The organism is Luteibacter sp. 1214 (genome assembly GCF_031455395.1).
Classification (GTDB): Bacteria; Pseudomonadota; Gammaproteobacteria; order Xanthomonadales; family Rhodanobacteraceae; genus Luteibacter; species Luteibacter mycovicinus.
Window position 1 is genome coordinate 331,109 of sequence record NZ_JAVDSQ010000004.1, and the last position, 20,796, is coordinate 351,904.

Below are 20,796 nucleotides of genomic sequence, written 5' to 3' on the forward strand. Positions count from 1 at the left end.
GCGTGAAACAGTCCGCTGCAAGCGCCCCCGTCGCCGGTATATGATCGCGACAGGGGCGCCGGCCCGGTCCGGCACACGGGGACCAGACCGCCATGAGCGAATTCGATTTCACCTCTTTTCTGAAGCTGATGGTGCACAAGCAGGCATCCGACCTGTTCATCACCGCCGGCGTCGCACCTTCCATGAAGGTCCAGGGACGCATCGTTCCCATCACGCAGAGCCCGCTGTCCGCGCAGCAGTCGCGCGACATGGTGCTGAACGTGATGACTCCCGCCCAGCGCGAAGAGTTCGAAAAGACCCACGAGTGCCAGTTCGCCATCAGCGCCTCGGGTGTCGGACGTTTCCGTGTGTCGTGCTTCTACCAGCGCAACTGCGTCGGCATGGTGCTGCGCCGGATCGAGTCGAAGATCCCCACGCCGGAAGAACTGAGTCTGCCGCCGATCATCAAGCAGCTGGCGATGACCAAGCGCGGCATCATCATCTTCGTCGGTGGTACCGGTACCGGTAAGTCCACGTCGCTCGCGTCGATGATCGGCTACCGCAACCAGAATTCCACGGGTCACATCATCACGATCGAGGACCCGATCGAATACGTGCACAAGCACGAAGGCTGCATCATCACCCAGCGCGAACTCGGCATCGATACCGACAACTGGGAAAACGCGCTGAAAAACACGCTGCGTCAGGCGCCCGACGTCATCATGATCGGCGAAGTGCGTACGCGCGAGACGATGGAGCACGCGATCAACTTCTCGGAAACGGGCCACCTGTGCCTGTGCACGCTGCATGCGAACAATGCCAACCAGGCGCTGGACCGTATCCTCCACTTCTTCCCGGAGGATCGTCGCAGCGCGTTGTTCATGGATCTCTCGCTGAACCTCAAGGGCATCGTCGCGCAGCAGCTGATCCCGACACCGGACGGCAAGTCGCGCCGCGTCGCGGTGGAAGTGCTTCTGGGCACGCCGCTCGCGCAGGATTACATCCGCCAGGGTGAGGTGCATAAGCTCAAGGAGCTGATGCGCGACTCGAATCAGCTCGGCATGCGGACGTTCGACCAGAGCCTGGTCGAGCTGTACCACGCTGGTGAGATCTCTTACGAAGACGCGCTGCGTCACGCGGACAGCTCGAACGAAGTGCGCCTACGGATCAAGCTGGCCCAGGGCGGCGATGCGCATACGCTGTCGCAGGGGCTGGAAGGTGTCGAGATCGACTCGACGAACGACAAGCAGACGTTCGGCGGGATGCTGAGCCGGTAGGCGGGCGCGTCGCCAGCAGGACTGGCTGGCGGCTATCGGATCAGGCGAGCGCAAGGGCCGCCCGGGACCGCATAAAAAAAGGGAGCCTTTCGGCTCCCTTTTCGATTCCGCCGAAGCGAAGTCTTACTGTGCGGCAGCCGACACGGTCAGGCCGCTCGCGTCGACGCTCTTCACGCCCTTGATCTTCTTGGCGATCATCTCGGCGTGGCTCTTTTCCTTCGCCGTGGCGACCGTGCCGGTCAGGGTGACGACGCCGTCAGCGGTCGAGACCGAAATGTCGGTGGCCTTGACGCTCTTGTTGGCGGCGAATTCGGACTTCACCTTGGTGGTGATCCACGTGTCGTCCGCCTTGCCGGCGACCGTCTGGTTGTCGCCCTTGCTCGTGGCCGCCGCGGAGTCCTGTGCATTGACCTGAGCGAACGGGACCGTGCCGAGACCGGCAACGAGAGCGGCGGCGAACAGGGCCTTACGGAGGTTCGAATGGTTCATGGGGAACTCCTTTATACGAATCTGTGATGGGACTGGCGACGGCGCCGCGCACTGTGGCTGCCGTGTCGCGGGGCCTATGGAAACAGCGCATCCGTGAACGATTCGTGCCCGAAAAACCGCTCCGTTCAGCTTTGCCGAAAGGGTGATCAGTGTCTGCTCAGCGCGTAAAAAAGGCGGCCCCGGAGGGCCGCCTTCGTCTTTGGCGCCGTAACGCGGCTTACTTGTATTCGACCGCGCCCGAGATCACCAGGCCCTTCTCGTCGACATGCGACTCGCCCGAGACCTGCACGACGCGGGCGGCCTGAGCCTTCATCGCATCGAACTGTGCCTTGGAGCGCTGAGCCGCCGCGGCGGTGTCGGCCTGGCCGTCCGGAGCGCCATCGGCACCGGCGGCTTCCGTCATGTTGCTGGCGAAGGCCTGAGCCTTATCGGCCATCACGTCGACCCACGAGCGGTACATGTCGCCGTTGAGATGCAGGCGGGAGACGCGGCCCGCGTCACCCGTGCTGCCCATGAGGACGTCGTCGAGCTTGGCGTCTTCGCCGGCACCCAGGCCGATGGCGATGGCCTGGCCGTTCATGGCGGCCCAGCCCGGCATACCGAGCATGCCGCTGATGTTCGGCGGCAGAGCGACCGGCTTGCCGTCGCCGGCCAGCTTGAAGTCGCCGCCGAGCATCGCCTGACCCATGGCCAGCAGGCCCGCCGGGTTACGCGTCGCGATCACGACACGGCCGGTGAGCTGCGGCATCTGCTGCGCGTTGGCGGCAGGCTTGAACGAGTCGATGAGCACGCGAAGCCCGCGCAGGTCGCCGATCGGCGGGATGGCCGCCTGCTGCATGGTCGAACCCATTTTGGCGAAGCTGTCATTCATGCTGGCGAAGGCCGGGCATTCGAACGGCTTGGCCGCTACGGCTTCCGCCTGCGCGGTGAAGAACGTGCGCAGCTGTTCGACGGGCAGCGCGAGGCTGATGTCGAACGCGCCGGTCGCGTCGCTACCCAGGCCCGGGACTTCGACCTTGAGACCGGAGAATGCCTTGGTGATGTCGTCGGCCAGCGCGATGTCCACGCGCTGCTCCTGGTGGTGCAGGTCGAGGCGGGTGTAGCCGAAGCTGACGGAGGGCACGCGCGCGGCGATGCGCGACGCTTCGCTCTGGCAGCTCGGCGGCAGCGTGGGCACAGGCTCGCCGGTCTTGGCCGACTGGTGCTTGAGGAAGGTCGCGAACAGCGGATCCTTGCCCGTGGCGATCAGGGGCAGCAGACGGGTCAGGTCGACCTGGCCGACGGCGTAGTCCTTGTAACCCTTGTCCTTGGCCAGATCGGCAAGGCGGCCGTCTTCCTGGATGCTCTTTTCCGGGCGATCGGCACCGAGCGCCTGACGGATCAGCGGCTGGGCCGCGTCGGCCGGCAGCAGCGAAACGACGGCCTGCTTGCCGACGGTGGCGATGATCAGCTGGATGCCCGAGTCGGACAGGGCGACGTGGCGGTACGGCTGGCCACCGGCATCGGCGGTCTCGAGCTTCTTGCCATAGGCGGTTTCCAGGCGACCGACGAAGGCGTCCCACGCGGCGGTATCGGCCAGCGTGATGCGCGCGACCGGAGCGAGACCGAGGCCGTAGAAGGCCGTGCCGTTCTTCGCATCCAGGCCCATGTTCTTCAGGGCGGCCTCGGCGGTCTTGCCGTCGAACTCGGCGGCCAGCGCATTGACGAGGTTGGCGCCGTCCTTGTTGCCCTTGCTCTCGAGGTCCGAGGCGAAGGCCTTCATCTGGCCCACCTGGCCCGGCAGCTCGCTGTTGGCCTGGGCCAGCATGGCCTCGTAGGCGTCGTCGTCGAGCTTGTCGAGGCTTGCGACCACGTACGGCGTATCCGCCGGCACGAAAGCCAGAGGGGCATCCTTGTCTTTGTGGCCGCAGGCCGCCAGCAGCAAGCTGGCGACGCCGAGCGCGAGAAGTCGCTTGGTCGGTCGCATTCTGTATCCCATTGTTTGGTCCCTAGGTCCCGGCATTATGCCGGAACGCAAGGCGCGGTGCCGGTTAGCGGCCGAGCACTTCGCAAAGAACCGCCATCCGCACGAACACCCCGTTGCCGACCTGCTCGAGGATCCGCGACTGGGCGCCATCGGCGACGTCGGAGGCGATCTCGATGCCACGGTTGATCGGGCCCGGGTGCATCACCAGGCACCCCTTCGCCGCCCGGGCGAGGCGCCTGGTGTCAAGGCCGTAGCGCTCGAAGTAGGCCGCTTCGTCCGGGAGGTCCGTCGAGGCCATGCGCTCTTTCTGCAGGCGCAGCATGATCACGGCGTCGACACCGGCGATCGCCTCGTCGAAATCCTCGTGGTACGTGACGCCGTTCAACTCGCCTTCGGTGGGCAGCAGCGCGGTCGGCCCCACGATACGGACGTCCTTCACGCCGAGTGCGGTCAGCACATGGACGTCGGAGCGGGCGACACGCGAGTGGCGCACGTCGCCGCAGATGGCAACCTTGACCTTGCGCATGTCCGGGTGGTGGTTGCGGATGGTCAGCGCATCTAGCAGGCCCTGCGTCGGGTGGGCGCGGTTGCCGTCGCCGGCATTCACCACGGACACGCCGCTCATCGCGTGCCTGACCAGTTCCTCGGGCGTTCCGGAGACCTTGTGGCGGACGACGATGGCGTCGAGATGCATGGCTTCGAGCGTGTGCAGGGTGTCGAACAGTTCTTCGCCCTTGCTGGTCGAGGACAGCCCGATGTCGAAATTGACGACATCGGCGCCGAGGCGACGCGCGGCCAGTTCGAACGACGTACGCGTGCGCGTCGAGGGCTCGAAGAACAGGTTGAGCACGGTACGACCGCCGAGCAGGTCCAGCTTGCGCGTGCCATGGGCGCTGGCGTCGCGCATGGCGTTCGCGCGGTCGAGCAGGCGCTCGATCGTTTCGCGCGGCAGGTTCTCGAGGGTGGTCAGATGGCGCAGGCGTTGGGACATGACGGCCTCAAGGTGGGGGATGGATCATGACTGCAGAAGATAAGACTCGAGGATGACCGCGGCGGCCTCGGCATCGATCGAGCGGACATCGGAGCGCTTGCGCGTGCCCGCGGCGCGTCCGGCGGCGAAGCGGCGCGCGGCCTCCTGAGAACTCATGCGCTCGTCGGCGAAGGTCACGGGCAGGGCGTAGCGCTCGCCGATGCGCTCGGCGAAACGGCGGGCCGTACGGGTCATCGGTTGTTCCTTGCCCTCGTTATCGAGCGGCAGGCCGACGATCAGCGCCTCGGGCAGCCACTCGCGGCGGAGCGTGTCGAGCGCCTGCCAGTCGGGCTGGCCGTCGCGCACCGGCACCGCGGCGATGCCGCGGGCCGTTCCGGTAAGGCGGTTGCCGACGGCGACGCCGACGACCTTGGTGCCGACATCGAAACCGAACAGGCAACTCATCGCGAACGGATGCTCAGGCGTGACCGGCGTAGCCGGTCAGCTGGGAGGGGTCCTGCATGCCCAGCTTGCGGGCCGCGGCGACCCAGCGCTCGTCGAGCGGTGTGTCGAAAATGATGTGCTCGTCAGCGCGGGTGGTGAGCCAGGCGTTGTCCATGACTTCCTGTTCGAGCTGGCCGGCTTCCCAGCCCGCGTAGCCAAGCGTGACCACCGCGCGGCGGGGGCCTTCGCCCTTGGCCATGGCGACCAGGATGTCGCGCGAGGTGGTGACCGACCAGTCCTCGTTGACCCGGTAGCTGGAGTCCCAGTTGCCCGGCTCGCGATGGAGGACGAATCCGCGTTCCTGCTGCACCGGCCCGCCGATGAGTACCGGGTAGTCGGCGATCTCGGGGTCCTCGCACTCCAGCTTCATCTGCGCGAGCACGTCGCCCAGGCGGTATTCGGAGATCTGGTTGATCAGCAGCCCGACCGCTCCGTCTTCGCCGTGCTGGCAAAGAAAGGCGACGCCGCGCGCGAACGGCGGTTCGGCCAGCGAGGGCATCGCGATGAGGAATTGACCCGCGAATGTGTTGGCGATCGTCATGGCCGCATTGTAGCCGCTGTTAGCCCGGGCGTGCGGATGGGTTCAGCGCGCCGGAGGTACCGTGTGCGCCCGGTCACAAGGAGGCAAACTCGTGAAGAAGATGATGTTCGCAAAGGGTTTTGTAGCGGCGACCGGCGCGCTCGCCGCTTCGCTGGCGCAGGCTTCGACGCCGTCGGCATGGAAGGACTATGACCAGCGGCTGACGCAGGCCTGCGTCGCGGCAAGCGGCCTGAAGGATGTGAAGCCGGTGGGGCGGCCTATCGCCTATGACGACCGGGTGCCGGTGACGGCGCTGGTGCTGGCGGGGCGTTATCCGCAGAAGCACATGAAGAACCGGCCGGGGCGGGAGCTGTGTGTCTGGGACAGGAAGGCGCAGAAGGCCTACGTGAGTGAGGCGGATCAGCTGCTGCCGGCATCGTGAATCGCGTTGGCGTGAATCGCGCGCAGGGCGCGCTCCTACAAGGCGCCTCGCCCCGTAGCAGCGCGTCCCGCGCGCGACCCGGCCCCTGTAGGAGCGCGCCCCGCGCGCGACCCGGGCGTCAGCCCGGCCCCCCGCCTCAATAATTCCTCAAAACGTTCCCCGGCAAAAACTGCCAGGTCCGGGTGATGTACAACTCATCCACCCTCGTCTTGTCAGCCGGCAGCGAGGGGAAGGGTGCCGCCAGCCGGACGATGCGCTGGGCGGCGTCATCGAGCAGCTTATGGCCTGAACTCTTGATCACGTCCATGCTCTTGATCGAGCCGTCCTTGTTCAGACCGACGGTGAGGACCAGCTCGCCATACAGCCCCTGGCGGCGGGCTTCGTCCGGGTAGTTGAGGTTGCCCACCCGCTCCACACGACCCACCCAGCCCTTCATGTAAGCGGCGTAGACGTACTCGCGCGTGTTGGACGAAATGAATTTCTTTTTCGGTCGCTTGGCGTAGGCCTGTGACTGTTCGCGCACCTCGGCCGACAGGCGAGCCATCTCCAGCTTGCGCTGGATCTCCTCGTCCGACACGGGCAGCGGGTGCTCCTGGTGCTCGGTCTGCTGTTTCGTCGTATCGACCGCGAAGGCGGTTTCACCGGAACTCGTCAGCAACTGCTGCGGCGTGCGGTCCTGAGGCGCGGGTGCCTGCGCTTCTTTCGGCTCGGGCGTGACGCCGCGCACGGGAGTCGGCAGCGGGCCGGACACCGGCTCCGACGGACGCGCCGCCTTGTCCTTGTCACCGCCGCCCGCGTTGTTCGCCTGGGCCAGGAAGTCGGCCTTGTCAGGCGGCTCCTGGTTGGCGACGTCCACGAGGGTGACGTCGAGCGTGGGAACGCTCGGTTTGGGCTTCTCCGCGTCGAAGGTGATGCCGAGGATGACGACACCGTGCAGCAGCAGCGAGAACAGCAGGGTCGCGCCGAACAGGTCGGCGCCGGTGGTGCGGGTCGTCATCGGGCCTCGATTGCGTCGAACATCAGCCCCGCGATGTTAATGCCGAACTGGGCATCCAGTTCCCGGATACAGGTTGGAGATGTGACGTTGATCTCGGTCAGGTAGTCGCCGATGACGTCCAGACCGACGAAGCGGAGGCCGCGACGCAGCAACTCGGGCGCCACCTGGGCGGCGATCCAGCGGTCACGCTCGGACAGCGGCACGCCTTCGCCACGGCCACCGGCCGCCAGGTTGCCGCGGAATTCGTCGCCCTGGGGAATGCGTGCGAGGGCATAAGGCACCGGTTCGCCGTCGATCAGCAGGATGCGCTTGTCACCCGACGTGATCTCCGGGATGTACTTCTGCGCGATGACGAAGTCGTGGCCTGCCGGACCCAGGAGGGTCTCCAGCATCGAGTTGAGGTTGCTGTCGCCGGCCCGGACGCGGAAGATTCCGCGACCGCCCATCCCGTCCAGCGGCTTCAGGACCGCCTCGCCGTGAAGGGCGACGAAGGCCTTGAGGTCGCCACGGTCGCGCGAGACCAGCGTCGGGGCGATGCACTGCGGGAAATCCAGCGCGAACAGCTTCTCGTTGCAGTCGCGCAGGCTGCGCGGGTCGTTGACGACCCTGGCGCCCGCCCGCTGGGCGCGCTCCAGCACCATGGTGTCGTAGACGAACTGGGCATCGACCGGCGGATCCTTGCGGGCCAGCACGATGTCTATCTCGCCAAGGGGGCGCCAGGCGGCTTCGCCCAGCGTGTACCAACCGGCGGGATCGTCTTTCACGGTGAGCGGCCGCAGGCGTGCCCAGGCCTCGCCGTCGCGCAGGGCCAGGTCGCCCTGCTCCATGTAAAAAAGGGTGTGGCCGCGGCGCGAAGCCTCCAGCAACATGGCGAAGGTGGAGTCCTTGGCGATCTTGATGGCGCGGATCGGGTCCATCAGGACGGCGACGGTGAGGGACATGGCGGGTCCGGCGAGCAGGAAAGGTGCCAAGTCTAGTGGAGCGGGAGGGTCCATTTCACAAGCCCGTCCCCCTTTTAAGAACAATTCATCTTGACGTAACTCTCACCAACCATTAAACAGCGGTCGGGAGGAACGCCGAAGAGCGGGCCGCCGGGACGCAGGTTCCGGACGACGACCCAGCGCACGGAACACGCCCCGGAAAGGGGCTATCCTGCGCGGGGATTTGCGGTTTTTTTTGCGTGGCACGGGGGCGCAGTGAACGAAAGCGGACGCGGTACCGACCTGACCGGTTTGAAGGTCATGGTCATCGACGATTCGAAAACCATCCGGCGCACGGCGGAAACGCTGTTGAAGAAGGAAGGCTGCGACGTCCTCACCGCCGTCGACGGCTTCGAGGCGCTGGCGAAGATCTCGGACCAGAAACCGAACATCATCTTCGTCGACATCATGATGCCGCGCCTGGATGGATATCAGACCTGCGCGCTGATCAAGAACAACGCCCAGTTCCGCGGTACGCCGGTAATCATGCTGTCCTCCAAGGACGGCCTGTTCGACAAGGCGCGAGGTCGCATCGTCGGGGCCGAGCAGTATCTCACCAAGCCATTCACCCGCGACGAACTTCTCGGCGCGATTCACCGCTATGCGACGGCGAGCTGACCGACCTGATCTCGCTTAACGACGTCCAGGGGGACGTGTGGCAAATATCCTAATCATCGACGACTCGCCCACCGACGTACGCGTGTTCACCACGCTGCTCGAAAAGGCGGGTTTTTCCGTTTCCAGCGTGGACAACGCCGAAGCAGGCATCGCGCGGATCCAGGAGAACAAGCCCGATCTGGTCATCATGGACGTCATCATGCCCGGCATGAACGGCTTCCAGGCCACCCGTTCGCTGAGCCGCGACCCGGCCACGGCGGACGTGCCCGTGGTGATGATCACGACCAAATCGATGGAGACCGACCGCGTGTGGGGCCTGCGCCAGGGTGCGAAGGCCTTCATCACCAAGCCGGTAAACGAGAAGGAGCTTCTCTCGACCATCGCCAGCCTGCTCCCGAACAAGACGCACTGAGGGCGATATGAGCGAGAACGTTGCAACGTCGCCCTTCGAACTGCTCGCCTTCTACGAACGCGCCTGTCTGGCGCACTCGGCCGATGCGCCGGCGCACGTCGACTCGACGGGCCTGTGGCGTGGCATCGGGTTCCGCGTGGGTCGGCGCGCCTTCGTCAGCGGCATCGAGGAAATCAACGAACTGCTGGCGGTTCCCTCGCTGACCAACGTCCCGGGCACGCAGCCCTGGCTGATGGGCGTGGCGAACGTGCGAGGCAACCTGGTGCCGGCGATCGATCTGGGCCGGTTCCTGTTCGACGAACGTACGCCGTCTTCCGAACGTACGCGTCTGCTTCTCGTACGCCAGCACGGCGGCACGGTGGGGCTGCTGGTCGACGAGGTTTTCGGCCAGCGGACGATGGACGACGCCCAGCGCGGTTCGGGCGAAGACGAACGCGATCCGCGCCTGACGCGGTTCGTGGCTGAAAACGTGACACTTGGCGAGCAATCGTTCGGGCTGTTCAGCATGAGCCGTCTGGTTCGTGCGCCGGATTTCCGGCAGGCGGCGCTGTAAGGCGTCTCCAGGGGGACGGGGCGGCCTCTTGGCCGGCCCGTTACAGGATGGGCGGAGGTGGCTTGGCCGCTTTCGCATTGGGAACGGGGGGGCGATCACTTCGGTCGCTTCGTCTTGCCGGCAGCCTCGAGGCGCCGGTGGCTAGCTTTGCCAGGTTTGGGTGAGGTAGATATGAGCACGACAGCAGGCGGCGCAGGCCGGGAACGTGGCTACACGATCGTTATCGTGTTTCTTCTCCTGGCAATCGGTTTGGCGTCGGTCGACTTCTGGTGGCTGAACACCAGGAACGGTGAGGATCGCGAAGCCATCGCGTTGACGACCCAGGTTCAGGTGCTTTCGCAGCAGACCGCGAAGTACGCGCTCGAGGCATCCGACGGCAACCGCGACTCCTTCCGCGAACTGTCGGCCACCCGGAATACGATCGATTCGGCGGTGCAACGCCTGGTCAAGGGCGACGACAAGACCGGCATGCCGGCTTACGCGGACGACAACGGCTCGCAGGCCGGTCGCTCAGTGGGCGCGCTGGCCAACGCCTGGCACCAGCTCGACGCGGACATCGGCAAGATTCTCTCCAACAAGGACCTCGTCCTGTCGTCGGGTGAGCGCGCCGATCTGTTCTCCAGGCAGATGCCGCTGCTGAATGCGCGTACCGACGAGGTGCTCAACATCGTCCAGCAGAAAAACGCCTCGGTGGAGCAGACCTTCACTATCGCGCGCTGGATGCTCATGGCTGACCGCATGATCCGCCGCGTGCAGGAAATCCTGCAGGGTGGCGACGGTGCGCAGTCCGCCGCTGACGGCCTGTCGCGCGATGCGCAGCTGTACGGTTCGGTGCTCAAGGGCCTGATCGATGGCAACCCGGACGGCGGTGTCCGTGCCATCTCCGACAGCAATGCACACAAGATCCTGACCGACATGCAGACGTCGTGGGGCGACCTGGTCGATCCCGTCACCCAGCTGGTCTCGGCGTCGCCGAACCTGCAGGACGTGAAGCGCGCCGGTAACCAGGCCTCGCTGGATTCGCAGACCGTGTTGCTGCGTGCGAACGAGTCCGCCGACCAGATCGCCAGGTTGCCGCTGACCCGCCTGTTCCCGAACGTATGGTGGGGCCTGATCGGCGCCATCGGCGCGGTGGCGTTCGCCCTGTTGCTGGTCTACAACCTCGTGCGCGATCAGCGTCGCCGCCTGGAAACCACGTCCGAACTCAATCAGCGTAACCAGACCGCGATTATGCGACTGCTGGACGAGATGGGCTCGCTCGCCGAAGGCGACCTGACCATCAAGGCCACGGTGACCGAGGACATCACGGGCGCCATCGCGGACGCCATGAACTCCGCGGTCGACGAGATGCGCAACCTCGTCACCACGATTAACGAAACGGCGGTGCGGGTCTCGGCGGCAGCGCAGGAAACCCAGGCCACCGCGATGCACCTCGCCGACGCGGCGGAACAGCAGGCGCAGCAGATCACCTCGGCGACCTCCGCCATCAACCAGATCGCCACCTCGATGGATACGGTGTCGAAGGATTCGGCCGAGTCGGCCGACGTGGCGCAGCGCTCGGTGCAGATCGCATCGCGTGGCGCGGAAGTGGTGCGGGAAACGATTCAGGGCATGGACTCGATCCGTGACCAGATCCAGGAAACCTCGAAGCGAATCAAGCGACTGGGCGAGTCTTCGCAGGAAATCGGCTCGATCGTCGAACTGATCAACGACATTGCCGAGCAGACCAACATCCTCGCGTTGAACGCAGCCATCCAGGCGGCGTCGGCCGGTGAAGCGGGTCGCGGTTTCGCGGTCGTCGCGGACGAAGTCCAGCGACTCGCCGAACGTTCCGCCAGCGCCACGAAGCGAATCGAAACGCTGGTCCAGACCATTCAGTCCGATACCAACGAGGCGGTCAGCTCCATGGAGCAGACCACCGCCGAGGTGGTGGCGGGTGCGCGACTGGCCGAGGACGCGGGTACCGCGCTGGGCGACATCGAGCGCGTCTCGAACGATCTGTCCGCACTGATTCAGAACATCTCCGCCGCTGCCCGCCAGCAGTCGGCCGCGGCAACGGATACCTCGGCGACGATGAACGTCATCCAGGAGATCACCTCGCAGACCTCGCTGGGTGCGAGTCAGACGGCCGAGTCGATCGGAAACCTGGCACAGCTGGCGAACGACCTGCGACTGTCCGTCGCGAACTTCAAGCTGCCGGGCTAATGCAGTGAGACTTCAAGACCATACCGATTTCACTACGCTGCACTGGGTCAAGGCGGAGCTCGACGACGCCTTGTCCAAGGCACGCCAGGCCCTCGAGTCCTACGTCGAGGACTCCCGCGACGCCTACGTCATGCACACCTGTGCCGCGGACCTTCACCAGGTCCACGGCACGCTGCGTATGGTCGAGTTGTACGGCGCCGCGATGGTCGTCGGCGAAATGGAGCAGCTGGTCGCCGCGCTGATCGACGATCGCGTGGCCCATCGCGACGACGCCTATGCCGCGCTCATGCGCGGCATGATGCAGATGCCCGACTACCTCGAGCGTCTGCAGAGCGGTCACCGCGACGTGCCCATCGTGCTCCTGCCGTTGCTGAACGATCTTCGCTCGAGCCGTGGCGAGCAGTCGCTGCACGAGTCGGCACTGTTCACGCCCAACCTCGACACCATGCTGCCGGCCATTGCGCCCGGTGCGAACGATCCCGCGGCGGCGGAAAGCCATCGCGCCGAGATCGCCGAACTGCGCGTGCGTTTCCAGCAGCAGCTGCTGGCCTGGTTCCGCGGGCAGGGCAACGAACGTCAACTGCTCGGCATGCGCGCGACGCTCGACGGCATCGCCGCGCGTTGCTACACCATCGCCGGCCGTCGCCTGTGGTGGATCGCCGCCGGTGTGCTCGAGGGCCTCGAGCGTGGCGTGCTGCGCGCCCACGAAAAGGACGTGCGCCAGCTGATCGGCCGCGTCGACCGTTCCATCCGTGAACTGGTGGAGGGCGGCGAAGACGCATTGCTCAACGGCGATGCGGACGAACTCGCACGCAAGCTGCTGTACTACGTCGCCCAGGCCAAGCCGGGCAGCGAACGCCTCGAAGAACTGCGCCAGACCTACCGGCTCGACGGCTTGCTGCCGCAGGCGGCCGAGGTCGAGCATGCCCGTGGCTCGATGTCCGGTCACAACCGCGCGCTGCTCGACACCGTGTCGGTGGCGATCAAGGAAGACCTGCTGCGCGTGAAGGAATCGCTCGATCTGTTCCTCCGTCGCCCCGATGGCGATCCCGCTCAGCTCGGCCCGCAGGCTGACGTACTCGATCGTGTCGGTGACACGCTGGGCATGCTTGCGCTCGGTGTGCCGCGCCGCGTGGTGGGCGAACAGCGCCGGATCCTCGGCGAAATCGCCACCGGTGCGCGCGATCCCGACGAAGAGTCGTTGCTCGATGTCGCGGGTGCGCTGCTCTACGTCGAAGCCTCGCTCGACGACCACATCGAACGCCTCGGTGCCGAGGGCGAGGAGCAGGTCGTTTCCGACCTCGGTCCGTCGCCGCTTCCGCGCAGCGAAGCACGCCACATTCTCGCCACGCTGATGCGCGAAGCCACGGGCAACACGTCGAAGGTCAAGGACGCGATCGTCGCCTTCGTCGAGTCGTCCTGGGATCACGCCCAGCTGGACGGTACGCCAGAGCTGATGGCCGAAATCGGCGGCGCGATGCGCATGCTGGGCGCTCCGCGCCCCGGCGAACTCGCCGACGGCATTGGCCTGTTCATTCATCGTGAACTGCTCGGCGACCGCCGCGTGCCGAACGGCGCGCAGATGGATCGCCTTGCCGATGCACTGGCGGCGCTCGAGTATTACCTCGAAGCCGCCCGCGAACACCGCGGTGGCCTCGAGCACATACTGGACGTGACGCAGCAGAGCCTGGCCGAGCTCGGCTACTGGCCGCTGCCGACCGCTGAGGAAGACGTAGCCGAGCCGCTGGGCGAAGCCGCGATCGAGCGCATCGAAAGCGAGGCGATCGAGCACATCGCCGTGCCGTCGACCAGCGTCGATGCGGGCGAAACGGTATCGACGTTTGCGGAATCGTTCGATCTGGTCGACGAGCCGCCGACCGAGGCGGAAATCGCCGCGGCCGCCGCGCCCGAAGCGACGGCGCCTGAAGCGACGTCGCCGGTCGCGGCCGCTGCGGAGCCCGCCGCTGCCGCGGGCGAGGAAGACTGGGTCGAGATCGAGGAAGAAATCGAGCAGGAAGTGGGCGGCGCAGGCCATGCCGAGTTCGCCGGCTTCCAGATCACGGTCGACGGTATCGACGACGAAATCCGCGAGATCTTCCTCGAAGAAACCGAGGAAGAGATCAACAACCTCCGCGCCGCGCAGAGCGTGTGGCTGGCCAATCCGGAACGAAGCGAATCGCTCGTTCCGATCCGTCGCTCGTTCCATACGCTGAAGGGATCCGGTCGTCTGGTCGGCGCCCGTCTTCTGGGCGAGTTCGCCTGGAAGGTCGAGAACACGCTCAACCGCGTGCTCGACAAGAGCATCGAACCGCATCCGGGCGTGCAGGCGCTGGTCCGTCATGCCATCGATGCGCTGCCGCAGCTGAAGGCCGCTCTCGAAGGCGAGAGCACGCCGGGTGCGCCGATCGCCGCGATCATGGAAACCGCGGATCGCCTCGCGATGGGCGACATGGCCTTCGTGGAAGATGTCGCGAAGAGCTCCGTACAGAAGGTCCGCACCAAGGTGAAACGTCGCGTGCCCCGCGACACCATCGCCGCCGTGCCGACCGCCGCTTTCGCCAGCTACGGTCAGACGCCGGCCGAGCCCGTCGAGGCCGCGCCGAGCGAGCCGGTGTATGTCGCGCCGCCGCTGCCGCCGGTCGACGCCGTGCTGCTCGACATCCTGCGTACCGAGGTGGCCCAGTACCTCACGATCATTCGTGCCAACCTGGCCCGCGCCGGCGACGGCGAACTGTTTGTCGACGACGCGCTGCTGCGTGCCGTGCATACGTTGCACGGTGCCATCGGTATGGTCGACATCCCGGTGCTCATCCAGGTGCTCGCACCGCTGGAAGGCCTGATCAAGCGCGTTCGTGCCAGCGGCCTGCCGCTGCGTGTCGAAGGCGTGGACGCGCTGACCGATACGGCCGATCTCGTCGATCACGTGATGGACCAGTTCGACACCCCGGATCCGCGCGTACCGGACGTGGCCGCGCTGGCGGCACATATCATCGCCATGCGCGACGAACAGCCCGAAGCGACGGTCGCGCACATCCTGTACGAGCCCGATCCGCTGCCGCTGGACGAGACGCCCGTCGACGCGGCGTCCGCGACGCCGGTCGACGCGGCGTCCGCGACGCCGGTCGTCGCCGACATCGACAACATCGACAACATCGACAACATCGAAGACGTCGTGCCGCATGTTGCGAACGTCGTCGACGACGTCCCGCCGCCGGTCGTGGACGAGGTCTTGCCGGAAGACGACGTGGCCTCCGTGTCGTCGTTCGACTCGGAAACCCTCGCCGACGACAGCGTGGAAGAGGATGCTGCCGCTCCGGGGGATCTCGAAGCCGAGCTGGAAGCGATGCTGGCCCGTGAGCTGGCCGAGCTCGAGGCCGCCGCTCCGCCCGCGGTCGAAACGCAAGCCGACGTCGTCGCCGACGTGGAACCTGAATCCGAAACGTCCGAAGAGCAGGAGCCGACGCTCGCTGAGCTTCAGGCCGAAATCGACGCCGAGACGGACAGTCAGGCCATTCCCGGGATCGAGCTGGCGCCCGTCGAGCCGATCGACAGCACGGACGATCTCACCGCCGAGCTGCTCGCTTCGTTCGAACGCTTCCAGGTCGAGAAACCGGAAGGCGTGGTCGAGCCGATCGCGAAGTACGACGTCGACGAAGCGGCTGCCTGGCGCGCGCTGGTGGAGGGTTTCGATGCCGCCGCGACGACGCCGGCCGGGCCGTCGGTCGACGCGGCAGCGGAAGCCAACGCCGAAGCCGAAGCCGAAGCATTGCCGCAGCCGATGTCGCACGATGGTGACGTGCTGCATACCGACGATGGCCTCGTCGAACCGCGGGTCGAGGATTCGCGTGTCGATGAGATCGTTTCCGCCGACGACGAAGTCATCGACGAGACGCCGTCGGAAGAGGATTCGTTTGTCGATCCCGATCCGCTGGCGTCGGCGGGTCCCGAAGCGCCGGCAGAGTCGGCTCCCACCGAGCCCGTCTTCGAGCCGGTGGCCGAGGAAATACCTGTCGACCAGGCCGAGGCTCCGGAAGTAGCGCCGTACGCCGCTGACATGGCGGAGTCCGAAGCATCGTTCGAGCTGGCTGAGCCGGAAGAAGCCGCTGAGCCGCGAGCAGTGGCCGAGCCGGACGAAGTGGCTCAGCCGGAAGACGTGGCCGAGCCCGCCGTGGCCGAGGCCGTTCTCATCGAAGACCAGTCGCATGAACCGGTCGCCGCGCCGGTGCATACGCCGGTGGACGAGCCGGCACCGGCCCTGGTGCCGGAGCTTTCGCCGTATGCCGATATCGATCCCGATCTGCTCGAGGTGTTCGTCGAGGAAGGCCGCGAGATTCTGGATCACGCCGACGGCGCGCTCGCCGCATGGCGCATCGAGCCGCAGGTGGCGGAACACGTCACCTCGCTGCAGCGCGATCTGCACACGCTGAAGGGCAGTGCGCGCATGGCTGGTCTGGCGCCGGTCGGCGACTTCGCGCATGCGATGGAAGCCCTTCTCGACGCGGTGGCCACGGGCCAGCGCGAAAGCGACCGCGCCTCCATCGAAGCGATGGAAGTCGGTTTCGATCGTCTGCACGGCATGATCCAGAGCATCGCGCAGAACCGCGCGATCGCGCTCAGCGATGCCGACATCGAGCCGTTCGCACGCCTGGCCGGGGCGCCCATCGCACCGGATACGCTGACCGCCGAGGCGTACCGCGAAGAGCGCGAGGCCGCCGAGTACATCCCGGCGACCGAGCCCCTGCCGGAACCGGAAGTCATTCCGGTCCTCGACCACGAACTGCCGGAACTGCTGCCGGAATTCGAGGAAGAGGAGCTGCAGCGCGCGTCGCAGGAACAGATCCGTGTCCGCGCGGACATGCTCGACACGCTGGTGAACCACGCCGGCGAAGTGTCGATCTACCGCTCGCGCCTGGAACAGCAGACGGCCAGCTTCCGCTCGACGCTCACCGAGCACGAGCAGACGGTCAGCCGCCTGCGCAGCCAGCTGCGCATGCTCGAAATCGAAACCGAGGCGCAGATCATCGCGCGTTACCACCAGGAACACCGCGATACCGGATCGGCGACGTTCGATCCGCTCGAACTCGATCGCTTCTCGCAGCTTCAGCAGTACTCGCGAGCGCTGGCCGAGTCGGTATCCGATCTGGTCTCGCTGCAGACGATCCTCGATGAGCTGACCCGTCAGTCCGAAAACCTTCTGCTCCAGCAGCAGCGGGTCAACGCGGAACTGCAGGAAGGTCTCATGCAGACCCGCATGTTGCCGTTCGACGCGATGGTGCCCAACCTTCGCCGCACGCTCCGCCAGGCCGCCAACGACGTTGGCAAGCGGGCGCAGCTGGTGGTAGAAGGCGCCAACGGCGAAATGGACCGCAACATGCTCGACCGTATCAAGGCGCCGTTCGAGCACATGCTGCGTAACGCGGTCGCCCACGGTATCGAGACACCGGACACTCGCGAAGCCAACGGTAAGCATCCGGAAGGCACGGTGCGTATCCAGGTGGCGCGCGAAGCCACCGAGGTCGTGGTACGCCTGTCCGACGACGGTGCCGGCATGGACCGCGACGCCATTCGCGCCAAGGCGATCGAGCGCGGCCTGCTGCGTCCGGATGCCCGCGTCTCCGACGACCAGATCCTTCAGCTCACCCAGGTACCGGGCTTTTCCACCGCGGAGAAGGTCACCCAGGTAGCCGGTCGTGGCGTCGGTATGGACGTGGTCGCCAACGAGATCAAGCAGCTCGGCGGCACGCTGGCGATCGAATCGGAGAAGGGCAGCGGTACGACCTTCGTGATGCGCCTGCCGTTCACCCTCGCGGTGACCCAGGCCCTGATCGTGCGCATCGGCGAAACGAACTTCGCCATCCCGATGACCTCGGTCAACGGCGTGGCGCGTGTGGAGCCGAACGAGCTTGCCCACCGCATGGCCGACGAGCAGCCCGCGTTCGACTATCTGGGTGAAGAGTTCGCCATCCACGACCTGCCGCAGCTGCTGGGCGTGCATATCGTCGCGTCGCCGGACGAGGGCGATATTCCGCTGCTGCTCGCTCGCTCGGGCGACCTGCGTGCCGCGATCCGTGTCGATGCCGTGCTCGGCTCGCGCGAAATCGTGGTCAAGCCGGTCGGTCCGCAGGTCAGCTCGGTGCCGGGTATCCTCGGCGCGACGATCATGGGCGACGGTTCGGTGCTGATGATTCTCGACCTCGCGCCCCTGGTGCGTCATGGCATGGCTCGCCGCGCCTTCGAAGCCGAAGCGGCCATCCCGCACGCACCGCGCGCGCAGGACGAGATCCGCGTGAAGCCGCTGGTCATGGTGGTCGACGATTCGATCACCATGCGCAAGGTCACCGGCCGCGTGCTGGAGCGTCACGAGTTCGAGGTGATGACGGCGAAGGACGGTATCGACGCGCTCGAAAAGCTCAATGAGCGCGTGCCCGACCTGATGCTGCTCGATATCGAGATGCCGCGCATGGACGGCTATGAACTGGCGACGCAGATGAAGGCCGATGAGCGTCTGGCGGGCGTGCCCATCATCATGATCACCTCGCGTACCGGCGACAAACATCGTCAGCGCGCGTTCGACATCGGCGTGGATCGTTACATCGGCAAGCCGTATCAGGAAAACGATCTGATCATCCAGATTAACGATGTGCTCGGAGTTCACCATGGGTGATCGTGCGCCCCTGGTGGCGTTACTGTTCGACGACTCAGCGCTGTCCGGACACCTGCGCGACGCGCTGGTCGAGCAGGGCGCGACGATCGTCTATGAATCCGACCTCCGCGCCTTCGCGCCCGCCGAACTGGTGGGTTCTTCGGCCGATGTGGTCGTGGTCGACCTCGACGACCCCAGTGATGACGACCTCGACCGTCTGTACGACACGGTCGAAGGCGGACATCCGCGCCTGGTATTCAACGATGCGGACGTGAGCCGCACGCTGGAAGGCTGGGACCGCGCCCGCTGGGCCCGGCATCTCGCGGCAAAGCTGGTCGGCGTGTCACCGATGGATCCGCCACGCCCCGAAGACGCCCGAGCCATCGAACCGCGTGTGGTCGCGATGGCCGGCGTTGCCGCACCGGCCGAAGAGACCTTCAACGAACCCCTGGTCGATGACCTGGCCATCACGGGTACGCACGGTTATCCCGAGGAGCCGATGGCATCCGTCGACAAGCCTGCGCCTGTGTCGATGGATGCCGTGCCGGGTGTCGAGCACGATGTGCCCGACGAACTGGCCTTTTCGACCACGCTGTCCGCCACGGGCGAACACGACGGTGAGGGGGCCGATCCGACGGAGCTCGCCGCCGAACTCGAAGCGCTGCTGGCCGACACCGATGCCTCCGCGATCAGCACGGACGGCCTGGACGAGGTGCCGTCCGCACCGGTCGAACTGACCGAGCTGGCGTCACTCGATCTGTCCGGCTTCGAGGTCATCGACGAAACGCCGCCGCCGTCGCCTGCACCGGAACGCGAATTCGACCTGAGCCAGTTCTCGCTCGCACCTGAGGACGATGCCCTGCCGGGCACGGCGCAGGCAGGCACGCCGAAGCTGGAGATCGAAGGCCGCGCCACCGAATACGTACCGCCCCCGGCGCCCGAATGGGACCTGATCGACCACGATGCCGTCATGCCCGAAACGGTGGCTCGCCCGCCCGCTTCGGAGTTCGGTATCGAAACGCTCACGGCTGCGGAATACCTCGCACAGGACATCGTCGACGACGGGACGCACGGCATCGAGGCGGGCTTCACGCTCGAACTGGTCTCGATGGAAGAAGCCATCGCGCCGCGCACCGATGGCGAGTTCTCTCACGAGATGTTCCTCGAAGGCAGCTCGCGTGCCGTGCGCCGGGTGATCGCCCTCGGCGGCGCAGGCGAAAGCGAAGCGTCGATCGCCGCGTTCCTGGCCGCGGTCCCCGCACGTCTTCCCGCGGTGCTTCTCGTCGTCGCGCATCATGACGACACCCAGGCATTCGCGCGTCGCCTGGGCGATCTGCGAATCGCCGGCGAGCAGGACCATACGGCCCACGGCGAGCGCCTGGTGGTGCCGCGCGGGTCGCACGTACAGATCCGCCGCGACGGCAGCGTCACGGTGCGCGAGGACGCCAGCGCGACCGGCAGTGCGGGCCCGTCGATCGACGGTGTCCTGAGCACGCTGGCCGGCGGGTTCGGTGGCGACGCGCTGGCCATCGTGTTCGCCGGTCGCGGGAACGATGCCGTGGCGGGAGCGCAGGCGGTTTATGACGCCGGCGGTCGCGTCTGGGTGGAAAGCGTGCCGGTGGAAGAGGCGCATGGCCACATGGTCGCGGGTATCCGCGAAGAGCGTGTGGCGGCCTATGCCGGCGACGTCGCGGCGCTGGCGCAGAAACTGATCGAGGAATTCCCATGAGCGAGCCGTTACCGCGAGAGATCCGCTGCGTTCTGATCCCCAGCGCGGGCGTGCGCCTGCTGCTGCCGAACGCCGCGGTGGCGGAAGTCATTACCCTGGCCGGCGTCGAGCCGGTCGCCGATGCGCCCGATTGGCTGCTGGGGCGCATCGCCTGGCGTGGCTGGAGCATTCCGCTGGTGCGCTTCGACCATGTGGCCCGGCTGCCCGACGACGCACCGCCGCAGGCGGCCCGCGTCGCCGTGCTGAAGGCGCTCGGCAATACGGCGGGGCTGCCGTACATCGCCGTGGTGACCCACGGCTTCCCGCGCCTGACCACGCTCAATGCCGAGCTTCTGTTGCCGACCCACGACGGGCATGACCTGCCGTTCGGTGTGCGTGCGCGGGTGCTCGTCCGGGACGACACCGCGATCATTCCGGACCTCGAAGAACTGGAGCGGACGCTGGCCGGGATGCTTGCCGACGCCCCGCGGCTGGCCGGCGAGGGCTGAAACGACGCCGCCGTCGGGCGGCGT

The 20,796-nt window shown here is 66.4% G+C and carries 16 protein-coding genes; 9 read left to right on the forward strand and 7 right to left on the reverse strand.

Going from position 1 to position 20,796, the window contains the following annotated elements:
* The first annotated feature begins 92 nt into the window (after positions 1 to 92).
* A complete protein-coding gene (locus tag J2X57_RS12400; protein WP_036111280.1) occupies positions 93 to 1,256 on the forward strand; it encodes a PilT/PilU family type 4a pilus ATPase in 1,164 nt (387 codons plus the stop codon).
* A 123-nt stretch (positions 1,257 to 1,379) separates the two neighbouring features.
* Here the strand turns inward: J2X57_RS12400 and J2X57_RS12405 are convergent, their stop codons facing one another.
* From J2X57_RS12405 to J2X57_RS12425, 5 genes are all read right to left on the reverse strand, one after another.
* A complete protein-coding gene (locus tag J2X57_RS12405; protein ID WP_036111283.1) occupies positions 1,380 to 1,745 on the reverse strand; it encodes a BON domain-containing protein in 366 nt (121 codons plus the stop codon).
* A gap of 217 nt (positions 1,746 to 1,962) precedes the next feature.
* The gene (locus tag J2X57_RS12410; RefSeq protein WP_036111285.1) at positions 1,963 to 3,711 is read right to left on the reverse strand and encodes a hypothetical protein; all 1,749 of its coding nucleotides are present in this window, start codon (positions 3,709 to 3,711) and stop codon (positions 1,963 to 1,965) included.
* Between the two features lie 64 nt (positions 3,712 to 3,775).
* Positions 3,776 to 4,702, reverse strand: a complete 927-nt coding sequence (locus tag J2X57_RS12415) for an aspartate carbamoyltransferase catalytic subunit (RefSeq protein WP_309867472.1) — start codon at positions 4,700 to 4,702, stop codon at positions 3,776 to 3,778.
* 24 nt (positions 4,703 to 4,726) lie between these two features.
* Complete coding sequence (ruvX, locus tag J2X57_RS12420) at positions 4,727 to 5,146, reverse strand: Holliday junction resolvase RuvX (RefSeq protein WP_036111291.1); 420 nt, start codon at positions 5,144 to 5,146, stop codon at positions 4,727 to 4,729.
* Between the two features lie 13 nt (positions 5,147 to 5,159).
* On the reverse strand, positions 5,160 to 5,726 hold the full coding sequence (locus J2X57_RS12425) for a YqgE/AlgH family protein (RefSeq protein WP_036111294.1): 567 nt from the start codon (positions 5,724 to 5,726) through the stop codon (positions 5,160 to 5,162).
* Between the two features lie 91 nt (positions 5,727 to 5,817).
* Here J2X57_RS12425 and J2X57_RS12430 point away from each other — a divergent pair, with 91 nt between their 5' ends.
* Positions 5,818 to 6,147, forward strand: a complete 330-nt coding sequence (locus tag J2X57_RS12430; protein ID WP_217699786.1) for a hypothetical protein — start codon at positions 5,818 to 5,820, stop codon at positions 6,145 to 6,147.
* A 136-nt stretch (positions 6,148 to 6,283) separates the two neighbouring features.
* Here the strand turns inward: J2X57_RS12430 and J2X57_RS12435 are convergent, their stop codons facing one another.
* Positions 6,284 to 7,144 (reverse strand): energy transducer TonB, encoded by an 861-nt coding sequence (locus J2X57_RS12435; protein WP_043695270.1) that lies wholly within the window; start codon positions 7,142 to 7,144, stop codon positions 6,284 to 6,286.
* Positions 7,141 to 8,085 carry a glutathione synthase gene (gene gshB, locus J2X57_RS12440; RefSeq protein WP_036111299.1) on the reverse strand — a complete coding sequence of 315 codons (945 nt, stop codon included), beginning with the start codon at positions 8,083 to 8,085 and terminating at the stop codon, positions 7,141 to 7,143. Before gshB ends, J2X57_RS12435 begins: the two co-directional genes overlap by 4 nt.
* Positions 8,086 to 8,385: 300 nt before the next feature.
* Here gshB and pilG point away from each other — a divergent pair, with 300 nt between their 5' ends.
* From pilG to J2X57_RS12475, 7 genes are all read left to right on the forward strand, one after another.
* The gene (gene pilG / locus J2X57_RS12445) at positions 8,386 to 8,742 is read left to right on the forward strand and encodes a twitching motility response regulator PilG (protein WP_051944199.1); all 357 of its coding nucleotides are present in this window, start codon (positions 8,386 to 8,388) and stop codon (positions 8,740 to 8,742) included.
* A 37-nt stretch (positions 8,743 to 8,779) separates the two neighbouring features.
* Positions 8,780 to 9,154, forward strand: coding sequence for a response regulator (locus tag J2X57_RS12450; protein ID WP_036111303.1), 375 nt, complete (start codon positions 8,780 to 8,782; stop codon positions 9,152 to 9,154).
* Between the two features lie 7 nt (positions 9,155 to 9,161).
* Positions 9,162 to 9,707, forward strand: a complete 546-nt coding sequence (locus tag J2X57_RS12455; protein ID WP_036111305.1) for a chemotaxis protein CheW — start codon at positions 9,162 to 9,164, stop codon at positions 9,705 to 9,707.
* 171 nt (positions 9,708 to 9,878) lie between these two features.
* Entirely contained in the window at positions 9,879 to 11,912 is a 2,034-nt protein-coding gene (locus tag J2X57_RS12460) for a methyl-accepting chemotaxis protein (protein WP_036111308.1), read from the forward strand.
* 4 nt (positions 11,913 to 11,916) lie between these two features.
* Positions 11,917 to 18,576 (forward strand): Hpt domain-containing protein, encoded by a 6,660-nt coding sequence (locus J2X57_RS12465; RefSeq protein WP_309867484.1) that lies wholly within the window; start codon positions 11,917 to 11,919, stop codon positions 18,574 to 18,576.
* Complete coding sequence (locus J2X57_RS12470) at positions 18,569 to 20,284, forward strand: chemotaxis protein CheB (RefSeq protein WP_176809063.1); 1,716 nt, start codon at positions 18,569 to 18,571, stop codon at positions 20,282 to 20,284. Before J2X57_RS12465 ends, J2X57_RS12470 begins: the two co-directional genes overlap by 8 nt.
* Complete coding sequence (locus tag J2X57_RS12475) at positions 20,281 to 20,772, forward strand: chemotaxis protein CheW (protein ID WP_036111313.1); 492 nt, start codon at positions 20,281 to 20,283, stop codon at positions 20,770 to 20,772. The genes J2X57_RS12470 and J2X57_RS12475 overlap by 4 nt, the downstream gene beginning before the upstream one ends.
* Positions 20,773 to 20,796: the final 24 nt, after the last annotated feature.